Consider the following 19,109-nt stretch of genomic DNA (forward strand, 5'->3'; position numbering starts at 1 on the left):
GTTCAGATTTCCGCTGTGGCGCGGTGACCCGGTGTCACTCGGCGCATACCGCCTTGTCGGCGCTTGCCTTCTCGATGTCCTTCGGCACCTTCACCGGCCCGGTGATGAGCTGGCCCGCGCCCTTGAAGTCCGCCCCCAGCGTGAGCACCATCGCCTCGAGTCCCTCGGCGTCGGTGGTGCCCTGTTTCATGGCCGTAGCGGGCAGCCCCATGATCTCGGCGAGCGCCCGGGCCTGATCGGCCTGGTTCGGCGCGTACTCCAGTGTCGTCTTCTTGATCTTCTCGGGTGCGTTGGCCTTGTTGGTGGACTTCAGCACCCCCTGCTCGTTCTGGAGCCAGGTGACGGTCGAGCCCGCCGCGCCGGGGATCTCACCGCCGTTGAGGACGTCCACGCGTACGTCGGCGGCCTCGGCCTTCGGGCCCTTGAGCAGGGCCGCCTGCTTGCCCTTGGCGGCCTTCTCCTTCTGCTTCACCTCGGTCAGCGAGGTGTCGGAGCGCATCATCGCGAAGAGCTGCTCGCCCTTGACCGGGTCCACGACCACGGTGATGGGCTTCGGCTCGGCCGGGTTGTCTATGACCGGCATCGTGAGGAAGCTGATGTTCTTCGTGTCGACCTTGCCGATCTCCTGGGCCAGCGTCATCAGCTTCTGCGCGTCGCCGATGCCCGTGTCGACCGTCAGGGCGTTGGTGGCCGCGTCGGCGAGCGAGTACAGCTTCTTCGGGTTGGTCAGGGTGTCGTTCGACTTCATCTCGCGGATCATCGAGCCGAGGAACTGCTGCTGCACCTTGATCCGGTCGAGGTCGCTCCGGTTGCCGAAGCTGTCCCGGGTGCGCAGCAGGGCCAGCGCCTGCTCGCCCTGCACTTTCGACTCGCCCCGGGGCAGCTTCAGATGGGACTTCGGGTCGTCGATCGGCTTCGCCATGCAGACCTTGACGCCGCCGACCGCGGCCGTCAGATCCTTGACCGCGTTGAAGTCGACCATCATGAAGTGGTGGGGCTTGACGCCGGTGATGTTCTCGACCGTCTCCATGGTGCAGCCGGGGTTGCGGCCGTTCTGGCCGAGGCTGGTGTTGAAGCGCGCGTTCGGGGTGCCGGGGATGACCGTGGAGTCGCCGTCCGCTCCCTTCGACTCGCACTCGGGGACCTCGGTCATCAGATCGCGCGGGATGCTCATCGCCGTCGCGTTGGTCCGGTCCTCGGAGACGTGGAACAGGATGGTGGTGTCGGCGTGGCCCTCGCTGCCCTTGTCGCCGTACCCCTCATTGCCCTTGCCGGTGCGCTTGTCGGTGCCGATGACCAGGATGTTTATCGGGCCCTCGGTGACGACGTTCTTGCTGCCGGCGTCACCCACGTCGATGGCGTCGATGTTCCCGTTGAGCTTCTGGTACAGGACGTACGTGCCTATCGAGCCGGCGACCACGACGAACGCCATGACCCCGCCCGTCCACAGCAGCGCCTTCTTCTTGCGCGACTTCTCCGGCTTGCGCTTCCGGCGGCCGGCCGCCGGCGGTTCGGTGGCTCCGCGTCCCCCCTGGGAGCCGCGGCGGCTGCGCTGACCGGGTACCTGGGCGCCCTCGCGCTCGCGCTCACGCGAACCGGCACCGCGGCGCCCCGAACCCTCACGCCCCGAACCCTCGCGGGACGAATCGGTCCGGGAGCCGCCGCGGCGGCCTGTTCCCTCGGTTGTAGCCGTACGCGAAGGGCCGCCCGACTCCCCAGCGGAGTGATCCAGTCGCAATTCGTAATTACCGGTGTGCGGGTTGAGTACCCACTGGTCGGCGGGGTCGATATCGTCCGCCCGTCCACGACTGTGCGCGTCCACGGTTGCCTGCGTCCTCCGTCGGTGCCACGCGAGGCGCCCTCCCCCGGCAAGGCGCTCGTTCCTTCGCTCCAGCAGCGCACGACCTGACGGCCGGAAGCACCGGATCGCGTCACACTATCCGGCCGATTCCGCGTCGAGCGACGTGCGTGACACATTCCACGCTCCTTACAACCGGGCATTCTTCCCATTAGGCGTCGATTGTGTTCGGTGTCTTGGCAATTGCTTTACTGCTTGCACAGGTCGTCCGCCGCACTCGAACCCGAATAGGTAGGTGTGGGCGTCGGACTCCCGGACCCCGTGTCGTCCGGTTTCCCGTCCTGCTTCCCTGCCTGGTCCTGCCGTGCTTCCTTCAGTTCGTCGGCCGGGACCACGGCGACGGGCCGGTCCTCGCGGAGTTGCTTGAACAGGTCACCCGCGTCCGGTTCGATGAGTTCGTCCCGGTTCGCGTCGTTACGGTACGGCTGCCGTGGCACGGTCAGGAACTGCACCTGCTCGGTCGGCACGTTGCGCATCCCGCGCACCAGGTCGTACAGGTCGCGCAGCGAGTCCAGCCCCGGGTCCGTGGTCAGCGACTTGGTCGCCGCGTCCAGCACCGGGTAGAGCCGCGTCGGGTTGAGCAGGACGCCGTTGCTCTGCATCTTGTTCACCAGGGCGCCCAGGAACTGCTGCTGGCGCTCTATGCGTTCGGTGTCGCTGCCGTCGCCGATGGTCTTGCGCGCCCGTACGTAGCCGAGCGCCTCCTCGCCGTTCAGCTTCTGCCGGCCGGCCGGCAGCTCCAGGTGTGCGTCCTTGTCGTCGATCGGCTCCTTGAGGCAGATCTCGACCCCGTCCACGGCGTCGACCATGTCCTTGAAGCCGTTGAAGTCGACGACCATGTGGTGATCGACACGGATGCCGGTCATCCGCTCCACCGTACGGATCGTGCAGGCGGTGCCGCCCAGCTCGAACGCGCTGTTGAACTGGGTGAACTGCTTCCGCGTCTCCTTGTCGTCCGCGGTGCGGCAGCTGGGGATCTCCACCATCAGGTCACGGGGGAGGGACACGGCTGTCGCGCTCTTCCGGTCCGCCGCGAGGTGCAGCAGGATCGTGGTGTCGGAGCGCTGGCTGCCGCCGTCGTCCCGGCCGTACTCGCTGTTGTCCCCGGCCCGGCTGTCGGACCCGATGAGCAGGATGTTCTGGGCGTCCATGACGACCGGGGCCGGCCGTTCCTTCTCGTACGCCTTGAGCTCGGCGGCGGCGCTCGTGTCGGTGGTGATGTTCCCGTCGAGCTTCTTGTAGAGCCACCAGCCCGTACCCGCGGCGACGAGCACGAGGAACGAAGCGGCGAGCGCGGTCCAGCGCAGCCAGTTGCTCTTGCCCGCCGCGACGATGCCGTCCTTGGGCCGGTCGGCCCAGGTCTGCACGCCGGCGCCGCCCCCGGGCTCGGGACCCGCCTCCATCCCGGACTCGGGCTCGGGCTTCGCTGCGGCCGGAGCCGGAGCCGGGGACTCCGAGACTTCCGGAGTGTCCGAGGCCCGCGGGGTTTCCGCGGGCCCCTGGGTTTCCGCGGGTTTCAGGGCCTCCGGGGCTTCTCCGGGCGCTGGGGCTTCCCCGGGCGCCGGGGCCTCGTCCCGCTGGGCATCACCCTGTGATGAACCGTCCTCGGGGGCCACGTCCTCGGAGGGCACGTCCTCGGGTCCGGACTCTTCCTGCGACCTGCCCTGCGACTTGTCCCCGGCCGGGTGGTCCGGGTCGGACGGCGGGCCAGCACTGTCGGTCACGTCTGCGTCCATCCTTCACGTTCGGCGGCGCGAGGGGCCGCCGGTCGCAGGGGTAGACGGCTGAAACTCACGCTTGGTTGTGCACGGCCAGGAGAGTGGTCTGTACCGCCCGATCATCTACCCGCTCCGGAGCCGTTTGCCGAGGACTCGGCCCGCTGTGGGCCGGACGAGTGCACCTCAGGGCGCTTGTCATACCGCGGTGTTGGTGACCCGCTCGCTCCTGGTCCGCTTGGCCAACCCATCCGCGTCGAGCTGCCCGAGGTGGCGGCAGAGCACCACGGACCCGCCGGCCGCCAGTGGCGCGAAGAGTCCGGCACTCAGCCCTTCCCAGGTGTCGTACGTACGCCCGGTGAGCAGCCGGGACCCCGGTACGAGTCCGAGGGCGTCGGCGTCCTCCCGGGCCCGGGCGACGAGCCGCGCACCCGTCAGCTCGGTCCCGCCGACGGCCAGCGCGGGCGCCTCGGGGTCCACCGGGGCGAAGGGCGCGAAGCGGTCGCCCTGACTCGGCACCTCCACCGCGTAGTCCGCGAACCCCTCGGGCGCCTGCGGGAACCGGCCACCCAGCGGACGCAGGGCGAGGGCGACGCGTTCACCCCGGCAGGCCCGCGCCCGCTCCAGGGTGTCCGGGCCGGTCACGACGAGATCGGCGGCGGCCGGGTCGCCCTGGACATCGGCGACGACCCCGACGGAGGAGCAGGCGAGCAGCCAGACCGCGGACTGCCAGTGCGCCGGGAGCAGCAGGGCGAGCCGGTCGCCCGGCTCCGCGGCGAGGTCGCCCTGGAGCAGATTGGCGGTCTTGGCCACCCAATTGGCGAAGGTGGCCACCGACAGTTCGACGCGTTCTCCGGTGGCATCGTCGTAGAAGGTGACCAGAGGTCGGGTGGGGTCCGCGGCGAGGGCGGATCGCAGCAGGTCGGCAGGGGTGCGGTCGCTGGAGTTCATCCGCGCAAGCGTACGCGGGGGCGCTGTGCGGGACGGGCTGAACGGGTGTCACGTACACCGGTTCGGCCGACGGTGCGTCACGTCGGGGCCGATATCCGGGTCGCCGGACTCATGACTATATGGCCAGGATCATGTGTATGCGTGCACTATTGGTCACCTCAGTCGGCGTCACCTGCGCGGCAGCCCTCACCCTGCCGCTCGCCGCCCCCGCCCTGTCCGCCCCGGCCGAACACTCCGCCTCGGCCCGACCTCCTTCCCTGTCCCTCGACGAGTCGCCCGGGTCCGGCCCGCCGTCGGCCCGGGCCGAAGTCGCCCCCGACGAAGCGAACGAAGAGGGTGCCCCCGAAGTCCGCGAGGCCGCCCCGCCGCGCACCGGTGAGACCCGTGCGGCCACGCTCGCGGGCTCCACGCAGTCCCTGCCCCTGGAGCCTCTTGCCGCACCGACCGACCGGGCCATGGGCCCGGCGGTGTCCGGCCAGGGGCTGGACCGGCGGACGGCCCGGCCGTTCTCCCTGGTGGGCGTCGTCTGGGACGACGCCCGAGCCGAACTCCACGGCACGGTCCAGGTCCGCACCCGGGCTACCGGCGGCGCGAACTGGTCGGACTGGCAGGACGTCGAGACCCACAACGCCGAGCACGCCGCCGACCTGGGCAGCGCCGAGCGGGCGTCCGGCGCCGTGCGCGGAGCGACCGCCCCGCTCTGGGTCGGCGACTCGGACGGCGTGGAGGTACGCGTACGCCCGGAAGCGGCCGATCCGCAGCACTGGACCGCCGCCGTGCCACTCCCCGAAGGGCTGCGCCTCGAACTCGTCGACCCCGGCGAGGACCCCGCGCCGGAGCCCGCCGCCGACGCCCCCGCCGGCCGGACCGTCACCCCGGCGGCGTTCACCGTCAAGCCGGTGCCACCGAGGAAGACGGCGGTCGTGCCGGAGGCGCTCACCGCCGAATCCGCCGCGACCTCGGCCGTCAACGCGGACCTCGCGCCGCTCGGTGCGGCCGTCATCCCCGCGCTGACCAAGGCGGCGACGGAGGAGGCGGCGATCGTCGCGGCCGGGGCGAAGCCGTACATCGGACCCCGGCCGAAGATCATCACCCGCAAGGGCTGGGGTGCGGACGAGAAGCTCCGCGAGCGCAACTTCGCGTACACCAAGTCCGTCAAGGCAGCCTTCGTGCACCACAGCGCGAGCGGCAACAACTACACCTGCAAGCAGGCCCCTTCGGTGCTCCGCAGCATCTACCGCTACCACGTCAAGAGCAGCGGCTGGCGCGACTTCGGCTACAACTTCGCCGTCGACAAGTGCGGAAACATCTACGAGGGCCGGGCCGGAGGCGTCTCCAAAGCCGTCCTGGGCGCCCACACCCTGGGCTTCAACACCAACACCATGGGCGTCGCGGTGCTGGGGACCTACTCCTCCACCAACCCGCCCGCCGCCGCGGTGACCGCCGTCTCCAAGCTCACCGCCTGGAAGCTCGGACTGTACGGGGCCAACCCCAAGGGCAAGGTCACCCTCGTCTCCGGCGGAAGCGGCAAGTACAAGAAGGGCAAGAAGGTCAAGATGAACGTCATCTCGGGCCATCGGGACGGCTTCGCAACCGAATGTCCCGGAGCGCGTCTGTACAAGAAGCTCGGCAAGGCCCGGACCAGCTCCGCCAAACTGCAGGGCCGCTGACCGGGGCGTTTCCGACCGGTCTGCTTAGACTGGCCAGCCACAACCAGGCCAGGCCCCAGCAGGAAGCAGAGACGGTGCTGTGACAGAGGCAAAAGAAGCGATCCTCCTGGTCGGTGGCAAAGGCACCCGGCTGCGCCCGCTCACGGTGCACACCCCGAAGCCCATGGTTCCGGCGGCGGGGGTCCCCTTCCTCACCCACCAGCTGGCGCGGGCCAGGGCGGCCGGGGTGGAGCACATCGTGCTCGCCACGTCCTACCTGGCGGAGGTCTTCGAGCCGTATTTCGGCGACGGTTCCTCGCTCGGCCTGCACATCGAGTACGTCACCGAGCAGGAGCCGCTCGGCACCGGCGGAGCCATCCGCAACGTCGCGCCGAAGCTGTCCTCGGGGCCGGACGAGCCGGTCCTGATCTTCAACGGCGACATCCTGACCGGGCTCGACATCCGGGCCCTGGTCACCTCGCACACCGCCTCCGGGGCGGACGTCTCCCTCCACCTGACCCGGGTCGAGGACCCACGCGCCTTCGGCCTCGTACCGACCGACGCGACAGGCCGGGTCACGGCCTTCCTGGAGAAACCGCAGACGCCGGAAGAGATCGTCACCGACCAGATCAACGCCGGGGCGTACATCTTCCGGCGCTCGGTCATCGACTCCATCCCGGCGGGCCGCCCGGTCTCCGTCGAACGCGAGACCTTCCCCGGACTGCTCGCCTCCGGCGCCCACCTCCAGGGCATGGTCGACTCCACGTACTGGCTGGACCTCGGCACTCCCCAGGCTTTCGTCCGCGGCTCCGCCGACCTCGTACTCGGCCGCGCCCCGTCCCCGGCGGTCCCCGGCCGCTGCGGCGACCGGCTGGTCCTGCCGACCGCCTCCGTGGCCCCGGACGCCAAGCTCACCGGCGGCACGGTGGTGGGTGCCGGCGCGGTGATCGGCGCGGGCGCGAGAATAGACGGCTCGACGATCCTGGCCGACGCGGTCGTCGAAGCGGGCGCGGTCATCACGGACTCCCTGGTCGGGACCGGTGCCAGGATCGGCGACCGTACGGTGCTGGCGGGCGCGGTGATCGGCGACGGGGCGCAGGTGGGCGCGGACAACGAACTGCGCGACGGGATCAGGATCTGGTGCGGCGCTGTCCTGCCGGACGCCTCGGTCCGCTTCTCCTCGGACCAGTAGGGCGCGTACCCGTACCCGTATCCTCAAGAGGACGGCACCCCCGCACCGAGAACACCGAGAACACCGAGAACACCGATAGCACCGAGAACACCGAGGCCCCGTGGCAGGACGATTCGCTCCCCGCACCGCGCGAGCGGCGCTGCCGCACCAGACTGCCGCCCCGGTGCGGCAGGCGTCTTCGCCCTCGCACGACGGCCCGCCGCTGACCCGGGAGTGGACCCCACCCGGCCCGCTCGACCTCCACCTGGTCCTCGGCCCCCTGCGCCGGGGTCCGGCGGACCCCACGTTCCGGATGGTCGCGGGCGGCACGTTCTGGCGGGCCACCCGCACGCCCGAGGGCCCCGGCACCCTGCGCGTCGCGGCACGCGGCGACCGGATCGAGGCGGCGGCCTGGGGCCCCGGCGCCAACTGGCTGCTGGCGGGGCTGCCCGCACTCCTGGGTGCGGACGACGACCCGGACGCCTTCGTCCCCCGCCACCGCCTGCTCGCCCTGACCCGGCACCGCCGACCCGGCCTGCGGCTGACGCGCACGGGCCTGGTCCTGGAGTCGCTGATCCCCTCGATCCTGGAGCAGAAGGTCACCACGGACGAGGCGTACCGCGCCTGGCGCCACCTGGTCCGTCGCTTCGGCACCCCCGCCCCCGGACCCACCGCGGAACTGGGTCTGCACGTCATGCCGGACCCGCGGGGCTGGGCGATGATCCCGTCCTGGGAATGGCACCGGGCGAACGTCGACGCCAAGCGATCGTCGACGATCCTGCGCGCGGTCCGCGTGGCCCGCCGACTGGAGGAGGCGGCGACGATGAACCTCCCCGAGGCACTGACCCGCCTGGAACTGATCCCCGGCATCGGTCCCTGGACCTCGGCCGAGACCCTCCAGCGCTCGAACGGCGCACCGGACGCGGTCACGGTCGGCGACCTGCACCTCCCGGGCATCGTGGGCCACGCCCTGGCGGACAACCGCGACGCGGACGACAAGGAGATGCTGTCCCTGCTGACCCCGTACGAGGGCCAGCGCCACCGGGCGACCCGACTGATCCTGCTCTCGGGCCACACCCCGAAACGCCGGGCCCCGAGGATGACCCCGGGCGACATCGTGAACCTGTGACCGGCCCCGGCCACCCAGCGTTCCGGTCGCCGGGGCCTCAGCGTTGGCGTACGTCCGCCGTGGCACGAGCACCGTCAGGGCGCTCTGCCCGTCCTGTGTGCTCCGGACGGCGAGTTCCTTCATCGCGTGGCGCAGCCGGCGGTCCGGGCACGCCACCAGCTCCAGTTCGACGGAGGTCGCGGACGTCGACTCCCACACCTCGGCGAGCCGTTGGGCGCGCGCCTCGTCCACGGCGAAGTGCACCGCCCGGACGGAGTCGGGCCGCAGCTCGCGCGCATGACGCAAGGCTTTTGTTCCCGGCCTCTCCGGCGTCAGTGCTTCCAGCCCCTCCGGCGTTTGAGGAGCGGGGTCCGGGGCGGAGCCCCGAATCCAGCTCCTCCGGCGCTCGAGGACAAGGGGCCCGGGGCGGCGCCCCGGTTTCGGGAAGGGGCGGGTAGGGGAAAAGCCCCGCGCAGCGGCACCCGACGGCACCCACCACCCCGCACGACCCCCGCCTCACCGCACGGTGAGAAACGCCTCCACATCCCGAACGCCCCGCTCCCGAGGCACCCCCGCCGCATGCCCCACAGCCACCGCCCCCAACGGATCCCAGGACGACGGCAGCGACAGCACCTCCCGCACCACGGACCGGCAGAACATCGTCGAGGACACCCACGCCGACCCCAGCCGCTCACCCGCCAGCGCCACCAGGAAGTTCTGCACGCCCGCACCCGCCGCGACGACGAACATCTCGCGCTCCGCGGTGTCGCGGCGCTCGTCCCCGTATGTGTGCGAGCCGTCCATCACCAGGCACGGCACCGCCAGGTACGGCGCGTTGCGCAGAACATCGCCGCGCCGCACCCGCTGGGCGATCGAGTCCTCGCTCTTGCCGTCGCGCCGCAGATCCTCGATCCACGCGTCCCGCATCGCGTCGAGCAAGCGGGTCCGCGACTCGGCGGACTCCAGCAGCACGAACCGCCACGGCGTCGTGTGGTGGGGGGCAGGCGCGGTCACCGCCGCGGCCACGGCCCGCCGCACGGCCCCCGGATCCACCGGCTCGTCGGTGAACTCGCGCACCGTACGCCGCAGTGTCACCGCTTCACGGACCGCCTCCGACGTCCCGAGCCGGAACATGTCGTCGGCCGCACTCCGCACGAGCGCACGAGCGCCCGGGGAGTCCTCGTCATCGGGGGCCACCACGTGCGGCAGCCCCCGCACCACGGCGACCGGCAGCCCCTCCGCCTTGCCCTTGACCAGGTCCCCGGCAGCGGCCAGCTCGTCCGCCGTGGCCACGACCGTGGCGCTGAGCGGATTGCCGTACGCGTCCGTCCCGCCGCGCAGATCGTCCAGCACCCGCACCCCGGCCGCACCGATCGCGACATCGGTCAGCCCACTGCGCCAGGGCCGCCCGAAGGTGTCCGTGACGACGACGCCGACCTCCACGCCGAGGGCGTCCCGCAGCCCGTCCCGGATGGCCCGGGCGGAGGCGTCGGAGTCCTCGGGCAGCAGCAGTACGGTCCCGGCCCGGGTGTTCGAGGCGTCGACCCCGGCGGCGGCCATGACCAGACCCTGCCGGTTCTCCACGATCCGCAGCGTCCCGCGCCGGGCCACGACCCGCACGGTCTCGGCGTCTATGGCGGCCTCGCGGTCGGCGGCCCGGACGATCCTGCCCTCGGCCTTGGAAACGATCTTCGAGGTGACGAGCAGGATGTCCCCGTCGACCAGCCCGGGCTCGGACGTGGCGATCAGCTTGGCGAGATCGTCACCGGCCCGTACCTCGGGAATCCCGCCCAACGCCCAGACCCGGAACGAGGGCGCGGCCCCGGCAGTGACAGCAGGACCACCGTCAGCATCCACGATCCCGGCGTCAGCACGCGCGGCGCCACCGTCAGCGTCCACGGCCGCACTGCCGGCACGCACAGGACCATCGTCAGCATCCACGATCCCGGCGTCAGCACGCGCGGCGCCACCGTCAGCATCCACGGCCGCACTGCCGGCGACCACAGCCCCAACCTCACCGGCGCCAGGAGAACCGCTCACGCCCGTACCTCCTCGGCCAGATCCAGCGCCTGCCGGGCCATCGCGGCGGTCGCGTCCACGTCCGTCATCATCAGCGGAACCGCCCGGCAGCGGATTCCCGCAGCCTCGACCTCGCCGACCGCACCCGCGTCCACCGTGTCCACCAGCCAGCCGTCCAGCAGCCCCGAACCGTAGTGCTGGGCCACCGCGGCGGCGGTCGACTCGACGCCCACCGCGGCGAGTACCTTGTCCGCCATCCCGCGCACGGGCGCGTCCCCGACGATGGGGGAGAGGCCGACGACCGGCACCCCGGCCTCGGCGATGGCCTCGCGGATCCCGGGCACGGCGAGGATCGTGCCGATGGAGACCACCGGATTCGACGGCGGGAAGACGATGACATCGGCCGAACCGATGGCCTCCAGCACCCCCGGAGCCGGCTTGGCCTGCTCCGCGCCGACCGGCACGATCGCCTGCGCCTCGACGGAGGCGCGCAGCTTCACCCAGTACTCCTGGAAGTGGATCGCCTTGCTCTCGCCGTCCGTCTCGACGGCGACATGCGTCTCGACCCGGTCGTCGGACATGGGGAGCAGCCGCACGCCCGGCTGCCACCGTGCGCAGAGCGCCTCGGTGACCGCGCTCAGCGGATAGCCCGCGCCCAGCATCTGCGTACGGACGATATGGGTCGCGAAGTCGCGGTCGCCGAGCCCGAACCATCCGGGGCCCACTCCGTACGCCGCGAGCTCGTCCTTGACCTGGAAGGTCTCGTCGGTCCGCCCCCAGCCCTGCTCCTCGTTGATGCCACCGCCGAGCGTGTACATCACGGTGTCGAGGTCGGGACAGACCTTCAGCCCGAACAGATGGATGTCATCACCCGTGTTGCCGATCACCGTGATGTCCGCGTCGGGCGCGGCCTGTTTGAGGCCGCGCAGAAAGCGGGCACCGCCGATACCACCGGCCAGAACAACAATGCGCATGCGGAGCAGTTTGTCAGGCGGGTACGGCGTCCACGGCCGTCGGGGCGCTTTGCGTGGTGTGCGTCGGCATCTCGGTCAGGCCCGGGTAGTAGATGTGCAGACTCACCGCCGGTTCGAGCGAGTCGTTGACCACTTCGTGGACGTACCCCGGGGCGAAGGCACGCTGCGCACCCGCGCCGAGAGCCCGCGCCCCGTGCTCGGTGTGCTCGGTCAACTCGCCTTCCAGGACCGTCAGTACGCCGGCGGAGAGACCGTGGTCGTGACGCCCGCTGCCCTGCCCCGGCACCCAGCTGAGCAGCCACACCTCGTAGCCGGGGCCCTGGTGCAGGCGGTGGTACCAGCGGGAGGCGGAGTCGTACTGGACGATTCCGGCCCACTGCGCGCGGTCGGCCACGATGGAGCGTGCGAGGCCGACGAATTCGGAGACGGTGCAGGGGTGCTCGCGGGCGGGCCGCAGGAGGTGCTGGACCTCAAGGATGTCGCCGGCGATCTGAAGGTCGCTGTCGCTGTTCATGGCTGCGGTGATTCCTCGGCATGGGGGGTTCACGTGCGGGGAGTCGCGGTGAGCGTCGGCAGCTCGGAAGGAGCCGCGGGAAGTACGAGGTGCGGGGGAGGAGCAGGAGGAGACGGAAGAAGACGCTCGACCGGAGAGGCTGGATCAGAGCTGGAGCGCTACGGCATCAACAGCTGTGACAGCTGGAACAGCAACAGCGGGCCTGGACAGCACTACGGAACCCACGGCTGTGGGTGACGTGCATGGCTGTGGTCGCTTGCATGGGACCAAGGAGACCGGCTGGGCTGTCGACTGTCAACCCAATGCCCGATATGGGGGCAATGTTTCACCCCTTCCGGTCGGCGGGTTCGGGGAAAGGTTTATGCGCCCCTGGGCGGGGACATGTGGCGCATCATCCGCGCCCCCAAACGTGCCTGACATTCCGTGACCTGACTGTGATCTTGATCGCTTCGGTGATCGAATCGCAACATGAGGGCGCCTTCGCTCGTCTCTCAAGAGAGAGGGTGCGGAGCTGTGGGGCCAGTGGCATATGTCAGGTTTTTGGTGATTTGAACACTTTCTGCGTACGCTTGGTTCCGCAGAGTGAATCCCTGGGCCAATAGCAGATCCTCGCTTGACTGGCACGGAGCTACACACTTGTAATTTCACTCGTGTCGTTCAGTCGCAAACGGCTGCATCACGGGACGCAAGAGACAGACGAGGGGCGCACATGACCGAGCTGTTCCAGCAACTGCTGGTCGAGGACGCGGACGAGGAACTCGGCTGGCAGGAGCGCGCACTGTGCGCCCAGACCGATCCCGAATCCTTCTTTCCCGAAAAGGGCGGATCCACCCGCGAGGCCAAGAAGGTCTGCCTTGCCTGCGAGGTGCGTCCGGAATGCCTTGAGTACGCCCTTTCCAACGACGAACGCTTCGGAATCTGGGGCGGGCTCTCCGAGCGGGAGCGACGGCGCCTCAAGAAGGCCGCCATCTGACGTCCGCCCCCGGCCGGCCCCGCCACAGGACGCGTCGGCCACCGACCACCGCATCCGGACCGGACCCGGGCGCACCCCGAACCACCCGGACCAGACCGGCCCGGGCGTACCCGGACCACCTCCCACCAGGCCTCCGGCGCATCCCGGACCAGACCCCGGCCCCGGGCGCACGCACACCCTGAACCACCCCGGACCAAACAGCCCCCGGGGTGTCCCCCGACCAGACCCGGGACGCACCCCGAACACCCCCACCAGGCCCCCGGCGCATCCCGGACCACCACCGGACCACCGAGGGCCGCCCTCCCGCGAGCCTCGGAGCGGACCGCGAGCCTCGGAGCGGTCCGCACCCCTATCTCCCCGCACGCCTTCTCCCGCGCTTCCGGCCAAGGCGGCCCCTCATATCGGGCAGGCCCACCGGACCCGCATCCCCACCCCCGACGGCCCGTCCACCGACCCCTTCCCCGGGGCTCGACAGGCGGGCCGTCGGCATGTCCGCGCCCGGCCCCTCCACCCGCTCGGACCCCCGCCACCTGTCCGTACCGTTAGTGTGGGGCCCCGTCCGAGACGCGCCAACGCCCCGACGGCGCGCGCGTGTACACCGATGCAGCCCCCGGGGACGCCCCCGGACCCGGCCGGAGGGCCCGTACCTCGATGTCCGTGCACAGCCACTCGGCGGCGCCGAACGCGGCCGCCGCCGCCCCAGAGTTCCCCCGGCACGTCGTCACCGCCGTGCTCGTCTCCCACGACGGCGCCCGCTGGCTCCCCGACGTGCTGGCCGGGCTGCTCGGGCAGGAACGCCCCGTACAGAACATCGTCGCCGCCGACACCGGCAGCGCCGACGACTCGGCCCGGCTGGTCACCGAGGCGCTCGGCGACGAACGCGTCCTGCACCTCGCGCGCCGTACGAGCTTCGGCACCGCCGTCGACGAGGCGGCCCGCACGGCCGGAGCCCTGACCCCGGACGACCTGCCGTACCTCAAGCGCCCCGGCGGCTGGGACCCGGTCGGCCGGACCTGGGTCGACGAGAACTACGACCTTCCCGAACTGCCGCACGGCGAACCGGTCCAGTGGCTCTGGCTGCTGCACGACGACTGCGCACCCGAGCCGGACGCGCTCGCCGAGATGCTGCGCGTCGTCGACACCGACGAACACGCCACGATCGTCGGACCCAAACTGCGCGGCTGGTACGACCGCAAGCAGCTCCTCGAAGTCGGCGTCTCCATCGCCAACAGCGGACGCCGCTGGACGGGCCTGGACCGCCGCGAGCAGGACCAGGGCCAGCACGACCAGGTCCGTACCGTCCTGTCCGTCTCCTCCGCCGGCATGCTCATCCGCCGCGACGTCTACGAGGAGCTCGGCGGCTTCGACCGCAGGCTCCCCCTGATGCGCGACGACGTCGACCTGTGCTGGCGCGCCCACCTGGCGGGCCACCGGGTCCTCGTCGCCCCGGACGCCGTCCTGCGGCACGCCGAGGCATCCGCCCGCGAACGCCGCCCCATCGACTGCGCCGGCCGATCGGTCGCCAGCCCGCACCGCGTCGACAAGGCCGGCGCGGTCTACACGATGCTCGTCAACGCCCGCGGCAAGGCCCTGCCCTGGGTCCTGCTCCGGCTCGTCGTCGGCACCCTGCTCCGTACCCTCGCCTACCTCGTCGGCAAGGTGCCCGGCCAAGCCCTCGACGAGGTCACCGGCCTGCTCGGCACCCTGCTGCGCCCCGGCCGGATCCTCGCCGCCCGCCGAGACCGCGGCAAGGGCGTCATCGACGCCGCCGAGCTGCGCGCACTGTTCCCGCCGCCGGGCGCGACCGTCCGGGCCACCGTCGACCAGGTCGCGGGCAACTTCGGCGGCAGCGGCGACGCCGACTCGGGCGGTTCACGGCACGGAGCCGTCGAATCCGGGCCCGGCGGCGACGACGCCGACTTCCTCGAGGTCGACCAGTTCGCCCGCCTCAAGCGCATCGGCCGCAAACCGGGACCCATCCTCTTCGCGCTGCTCCTGACCGTCTCCCTCATCGCCGGCCGTAACCTCCTCAGCGGCGGCGCACTGGCGGGCGGCGCGCTGCTGCCCGCCCCCGCGGAGATCGGCGCACTCTGGGGGCAGTACGCGGACGCCTGGCACACCGTCGGCACCGGCGGCACCCAGACCGCCCCGCCCTACCTCGCGCTGCTCGCCGCCCTGTCGGCCCTTTTCCTCGGCTCGACCGGCCTCGCCATCAGCGCGCTGCTGGTCTGCTCGATCCCGCTGGCCGGGCTCACCGCCTACTTCGCCTCCCGCCCACTGCTCCCCTCGCGGCTGCTGCGGGCCTGGGCGAGCGTCGCGTACGCCTTCCTGCCCGCCGCGACCGGCGCCCTGGCCACCGGGCGCCTCGGCACCGCCGTCCTCCTCGTCCTGCTCCCACTGACCGCCCGCGCGGGCGTCGCCGCCCACGGGCTGCGCGTGGACAGCGCGACGGGGGAGCGCGGCAGTTGGCGCGCCACCTGGGCGTACACGCTGCTGCTGACCGTCATGATGGCGTTCACCCCGATCGTCTGGCCGCTCGCCGTGGTCCTCGGCATCGGCGTCCTCGTGCTGCGGCGCGGCGACATCACCGCGTACGGACTCCGCTTCGTCGCCGCCGTCGGCACCCCGGTGCTGGTCCTCGCCCCCTGGTCGCTCACCCTCCTGACGAACCCGTCCACGCTCCTGACCGAAGCGGGCCTGGACATCGGTACGGGAACGGCATCGGGCCTCGACCTGCTCGGCATCAGCCCCGGGGGCCCCGGGGCGACGGGCGGCATCCTGCTCCTCGGCATCGTGCTGGCGGCGCTCGCCGCCCTGCTGCGCGGGGAGCGGCAGTTCGCCGTCCGCACCGCCTGGGCGGTCGCGCTCGTCGGCTTCCTCTTCGCCGCCATCGCCAACGGGTCCACCTGGGCCGGACCCGCCACCCTCGTCTACGGCGCCGCCCTGATCGCCGCCGCCCTGGTGGGCGCGGACGGGGCCCGCATCCGAGTCGCCGAACAGAGCTTCGGCTGGCGCCAGCCCGTCGCCGTACTGATCGCGCTGGCCGCCGGACTGGCCCCGGTCCTGGCCGCGTTCGGCTGGATGATCGGTGGCGCGGACGGACCCCTGGAGCGGCGCGACCCCGTCCAGGTGCCCGCCTTCGTGGCGGAGGAGAGCACCACCCGCGACCAGCCCCGCACCCTCGTCCTCGGCGGCAGCTCGGCCGACTCCGTGGCGTACAGCCTGGTCCGCGGCTCGGGCGCCCGCCTCGGTGACGGAGAACTGACCGAGGCGGGCGGCAGCAACAGTCACCTCGACAAGGTCGTCGCCAACCTCGTCGCCGGCTCCGGCGCCGACCAGGGCGGTCAGCTCAGCGGCTTCGCGATCCGCTACGTCCTCGTCCGGGACGGAGCGCCGCGCCAGATGAGCCGGGTCCTGGACTCGACGCCCGGGCTCAGCCGCCTCAGCCAGATCGACGGCAGCGCCCTGTGGCGGGTGGACCGCCAGGTCGCCCGCGTCATGATCACCCCGGCTTCCGGCGAGGGCGAGCACCTTCCGGTCGGCTCGGCCGCCGTCGAGGCCCACTCCGGGATCCCGTCCGGCGAAGCGGGCCGGGTGCTGCGGATCGCGGACGCGGCCGACCCGGGATGGACGGCGACCCTGGACGGCAAGCCGCTGCCCCGCAAGACCGTCGACGGCTGGGCCCAGGGCTTCGAACTGCCCGCGGAGGGCGGACGTCTGGACCTCACCTACGACGCCCCGATCACGCACACCGCGTGGATCTGGGCGCAGGCCGGACTCCTCCTGGTCCTGGTGGTCATGGCACTGCCGGGCCGCCGCCGGGAGATCGACGACGATCTGCCCGAAGAGGAGACGCCCGCTGTCGCCGCCGAGCCGGTCGACGGAGAGGGCCGCCGCGCCCGCAGGCTGCGCGCCGCGGCCCAGGCCGAGACGGCGGCCGCCGCCGGGGAACCCGGGGACGACGACCACCCCGAACGCGATCCGTCACCGGCCTCGGGCCCGGCCGCGGACCCGGGGGAGTACATCCCCGCGCAGCAGTCCGCCGACCCGTACACCGCGAATCCCCCGGCGCACGACCCGCGGGAAGCCACCGGCGGCTACGCGGCGGTCCCGCAGCAGTACGGCGAGTACGCGCAGTGGGACGGGCAGCAGCCGCAGCCGGGCGCCGACTACTACGCGACGTACCAGCCGGACCCGTACGCCCAGCAACAGCAACAGAGCACCGGCTACCAGGGGTACGACGCCCAGGACCCCTACACCCAGCAGTACAACGAGAGCACGTACAACGAGAGCACGTACAACGAGAGCACGTACACCGACCAGGGCGCCTACACCGACCAGAGCACGTACGGCGGGCAGGGTACGTACAACAGCCCGGGCGCGTACGACGAGTACGGCCAGTACGTCGGGGGGCAGTACCAGCAGCCCTACACCGACCCCGCCCAGCAGCCCCTGCCCGACCAGCATCCCGCCGAGAACGGCGAACAGACCGACCCCCCGGCCCCGGGTCAGGCCCCGTGGCAGACCGGTAACGCATCGCGAGGCGAGTCCGAGTGAAGTCCACCCACCTGTCCCTGATCGCGGGCGCCGCCGTCCTGGCCGCCGTCACCGGATTCGCCACGATCACCGCGCCCGGCGCCCCGGCTGACACCGGGACGAAGTCCGCCGCGCTGCTGCCGGTCGAGCGCTCCAGCCTGGTCTGCCCGGCGCCCAGCGCCTCCGACCTCGCGGAGACGCGGTACACCGCGTTCACCCCGGCGGGCGAGGGCGGCGACGCCAAGGGCACCGCCGAGCTGAAGCCCGCCCTGCCGGTCGTGGACGACGAGGACGAGACCGACCCGAAGAAGGTCAAGAAGGCCGAGGAGGCGGTGAAGAAGGCGAAGGAGAAGGCAGACAAGCCGGTCCTCGCCGTGAAGGAGCCCGGAAAGCCGGTCGTCGCCGAGGCGGACGGCTCCGACGCCCCGGCCCTCGTCGGCACGGCCACCGGCCGGCTGGCCCCCGGCTGGGCCGCCCAGCAGACCACCGAGGTCACCGTGGGCGGCGCCCGCGGGCTCCTCGGCGTCACCTGCACCGCTCCCGACACGGACTTCTGGTTCCCGGGCGCGAGCACCGCGAAGTCCCGCCAGGACTACCTCCACCTCACCAACCCCGAGGACTCCGCCGCCGTCGCCGACATCGAGCTGTACGGCCCCGAGGGCGCGCTCAAGTCCGACGTCGGTGACGGCATCACCGTGCCGGCCCGCTCCAGCGTCGCCGTTCTGCTGTCCACCCTCACCGCCGAGTCCGTCGACCACCTGACCGCCCACGTCACCACCCGCTCGGGCCGGGTCGGCGCGGTCGTCCTGAGCGCCGACGACAAGGCGGGCAGCGACTGGATCACCGCGTCCGAGGATCCCAACGGCACGCTCGTACTGCCCGGCATCCCGGCCGACGCCACCTCCGTACAGCTGGTGGCGTTCGCACCCGGCGAGGACGACGCGGACGTGAAGGTCCAGCTCATGGGGAAGAACGCGGCGTTCTCCCCGGCCGGGAACGCCACCCTGCACATCAAGTCCTCGATGACGGCGGCCGTCGACCTCAAGGACGTCACCCGAGGCGAGCCGGGCTCCCTGCGCCTGAGCCCCGTCCAGAAGGACCGGGCGACCCCGATCGTGGCCGCACTGCGCGTGGTCCGAGGCAAGGGCGACAAGCAGGAGATCGCCTACATCCCGGCCACCGGACCGGTCGGCGCACGGGCGAGCGTCCCGGACAACCAAGCCAAGGGCTCGACGCTGTCGCTGACCGCGCCGGGCGCCACGGCCGAGGTGAAGGTCACCGCGTCGGCGGGCAGCGACGGCGGCGAACCGGCCGTGGAGACGTACACGGTCAAGGCCGGAACGACCCTCGCCGTCACCCCGAAGGCCCCGGACGGCCTCAAGGGCTCCTACGCGCTGACCGTCGAGACGACCTCGGGCGGCCCGGTCCACGCGTCGCGCTCCCTGGCGCGCACGGAGGGCGGCGTCCAGATGTTCACTGTGCAGACGCTCCCCGACGACGGAGGAACGGTCGAGGTCCCGTCGGCCCGCCAGGACCTCTCGGTCCTGGACGACTGAGGGCACGTCCCGCTGCCGGCACCCCCCGGGAGGGCCAAGGCCTCTCGTTCTGGATCATGCCGTGCTCGCGGCCCGGCATGATCCA

The 19,109-nt window shown here is 71.8% G+C and carries 12 protein-coding genes and 1 pseudogene; 6 read left to right on the top strand and 7 right to left on the bottom strand.

All coding sequences use genetic code 11. The features are described from left to right. Positions 1 to 34 precede the first annotated feature (34 nt). The 3 genes from ACZ60Q_RS27680 to ACZ60Q_RS27690 all read right to left on the bottom strand — a co-directional run bounded on the left by ACZ60Q_RS27680 (position 35) and on the right by ACZ60Q_RS27690 (position 4,524). On the bottom strand, positions 35 to 1,822 hold the full coding sequence (locus ACZ60Q_RS27680; RefSeq protein ID WP_469639940.1) for an LCP family protein: 1,788 nt from the start codon (positions 1,820 to 1,822) through the stop codon (positions 35 to 37). Between the two features lie 224 nt (positions 1,823 to 2,046). After that, positions 2,047 to 3,594: an LCP family protein gene (locus ACZ60Q_RS27685; RefSeq protein WP_469639942.1), complete on the bottom strand. Its 1,548-nt coding sequence runs from the start codon at positions 3,592 to 3,594 to the stop codon at positions 2,047 to 2,049. Positions 3,595 to 3,771: 177 nt separating this feature from the next. Then, positions 3,772 to 4,524, bottom strand: a complete 753-nt coding sequence (locus ACZ60Q_RS27690) for a TIGR03089 family protein (protein WP_469639943.1) — start codon at positions 4,522 to 4,524, stop codon at positions 3,772 to 3,774. Positions 4,525 to 4,661: 137 nt separating this feature from the next. On the opposite strand from ACZ60Q_RS27690, the gene ACZ60Q_RS27695 reads away from it, so the two are divergent. From ACZ60Q_RS27695 to ACZ60Q_RS27705, 3 genes are all read left to right on the top strand, one after another. Beyond that, entirely contained in the window at positions 4,662 to 6,194 is a 1,533-nt protein-coding gene (locus ACZ60Q_RS27695; protein WP_469639945.1) for a peptidoglycan recognition protein family protein, read from the top strand. A 79-nt stretch (positions 6,195 to 6,273) separates the two neighbouring features. Next, on the top strand, positions 6,274 to 7,365 hold the full coding sequence (gene manB / locus ACZ60Q_RS27700; protein ID WP_469639947.1) for a mannose-1-phosphate guanylyltransferase: 1,092 nt from the start codon (positions 6,274 to 6,276) through the stop codon (positions 7,363 to 7,365). A gap of 100 nt (positions 7,366 to 7,465) precedes the next feature. Further along, the gene (locus tag ACZ60Q_RS27705; RefSeq protein ID WP_469639949.1) at positions 7,466 to 8,473 is read left to right on the top strand and encodes a DNA-3-methyladenine glycosylase family protein; all 1,008 of its coding nucleotides are present in this window, start codon (positions 7,466 to 7,468) and stop codon (positions 8,471 to 8,473) included. 39 nt (positions 8,474 to 8,512) lie between these two features. Here the strand turns inward: ACZ60Q_RS27705 and ACZ60Q_RS27710 are convergent. The 4 genes and pseudogenes from ACZ60Q_RS27710 to ACZ60Q_RS27725 all read right to left on the bottom strand — a co-directional run. Further along, a pseudogene (locus tag ACZ60Q_RS27710) lies at positions 8,513 to 8,764 on the bottom strand (DNA-binding protein); the annotation flags it as partial. 204 nt (positions 8,765 to 8,968) lie between these two features. Continuing rightward, on the bottom strand, positions 8,969 to 10,309 hold the full coding sequence (locus tag ACZ60Q_RS27715) for a coenzyme F420-0:L-glutamate ligase (RefSeq protein ID WP_469640004.1): 1,341 nt from the start codon (positions 10,307 to 10,309) through the stop codon (positions 8,969 to 8,971). Between the two features lie 179 nt (positions 10,310 to 10,488). After that, positions 10,489 to 11,445, bottom strand: coding sequence for a 2-phospho-L-lactate transferase (cofD, locus tag ACZ60Q_RS27720; RefSeq protein WP_469639951.1), 957 nt, complete (start codon positions 11,443 to 11,445; stop codon positions 10,489 to 10,491). A gap of 13 nt (positions 11,446 to 11,458) precedes the next feature. Beyond that, entirely contained in the window at positions 11,459 to 11,959 is a 501-nt protein-coding gene (locus tag ACZ60Q_RS27725) for a cysteine dioxygenase (protein ID WP_469639953.1), read from the bottom strand. Between the two features lie 709 nt (positions 11,960 to 12,668). On the opposite strand from ACZ60Q_RS27725, the gene ACZ60Q_RS27730 reads away from it, so the two are divergent. The 3 genes from ACZ60Q_RS27730 (at position 12,669) to ACZ60Q_RS27740 (ending at position 19,024) form a co-directional block, all read left to right on the top strand. After that, the gene (locus ACZ60Q_RS27730) at positions 12,669 to 12,932 is read left to right on the top strand and encodes a WhiB family transcriptional regulator (protein ID WP_469639955.1); all 264 of its coding nucleotides are present in this window, start codon (positions 12,669 to 12,671) and stop codon (positions 12,930 to 12,932) included. Positions 12,933 to 13,583: 651 nt separating this feature from the next. Further along, positions 13,584 to 17,489, top strand: a complete 3,906-nt coding sequence (locus tag ACZ60Q_RS27735; RefSeq protein ID WP_469640005.1) for a glycosyltransferase — start codon at positions 13,584 to 13,586, stop codon at positions 17,487 to 17,489. Continuing rightward, positions 17,486 to 19,024 carry a DUF5719 family protein gene (locus ACZ60Q_RS27740; RefSeq protein ID WP_469639957.1) on the top strand — a complete coding sequence of 513 codons (1,539 nt, stop codon included), beginning with the start codon at positions 17,486 to 17,488 and terminating at the stop codon, positions 19,022 to 19,024. The genes ACZ60Q_RS27735 and ACZ60Q_RS27740 overlap by 4 nt, the downstream gene beginning before the upstream one ends. Positions 19,025 to 19,109: the final 85 nt, after the last annotated feature.

The sequence above is a fragment of the Streptomyces sp. NPDC104313 genome (genome assembly GCF_055583985.1).

Excerpts from the sequence above, each read along its gene's own strand:
- ACZ60Q_RS27695 (WP_469639945.1), top strand. The coding sequence starts at position 4,662 with ATGCGTGCACTATTGGTCACCTCAGTCGGCGTCACCTGCGCGGCAGCC.
- ACZ60Q_RS27735 (WP_469640005.1), top strand. The coding sequence starts at position 13,584 with ATGTCCGTGCACAGCCACTCGGCGGCGCCGAACGCGGCCGCCGCCGCC.
- cofD (WP_469639951.1), bottom strand. The coding sequence starts at position 11,445 with ATGCGCATTGTTGTTCTGGCCGGTGGTATCGGCGGTGCCCGCTTTCTG.
- ACZ60Q_RS27730 (WP_469639955.1), top strand. The coding sequence starts at position 12,669 with ATGACCGAGCTGTTCCAGCAACTGCTGGTCGAGGACGCGGACGAGGAA.
- ACZ60Q_RS27685 (WP_469639942.1), bottom strand. The coding sequence starts at position 3,594 with ATGGACGCAGACGTGACCGACAGTGCTGGCCCGCCGTCCGACCCGGAC.
- ACZ60Q_RS27690 (WP_469639943.1), bottom strand. The coding sequence starts at position 4,524 with ATGAACTCCAGCGACCGCACCCCTGCCGACCTGCTGCGATCCGCCCTC.
- ACZ60Q_RS27725 (WP_469639953.1), bottom strand. The coding sequence starts at position 11,959 with ATGAACAGCGACAGCGACCTTCAGATCGCCGGCGACATCCTTGAGGTC.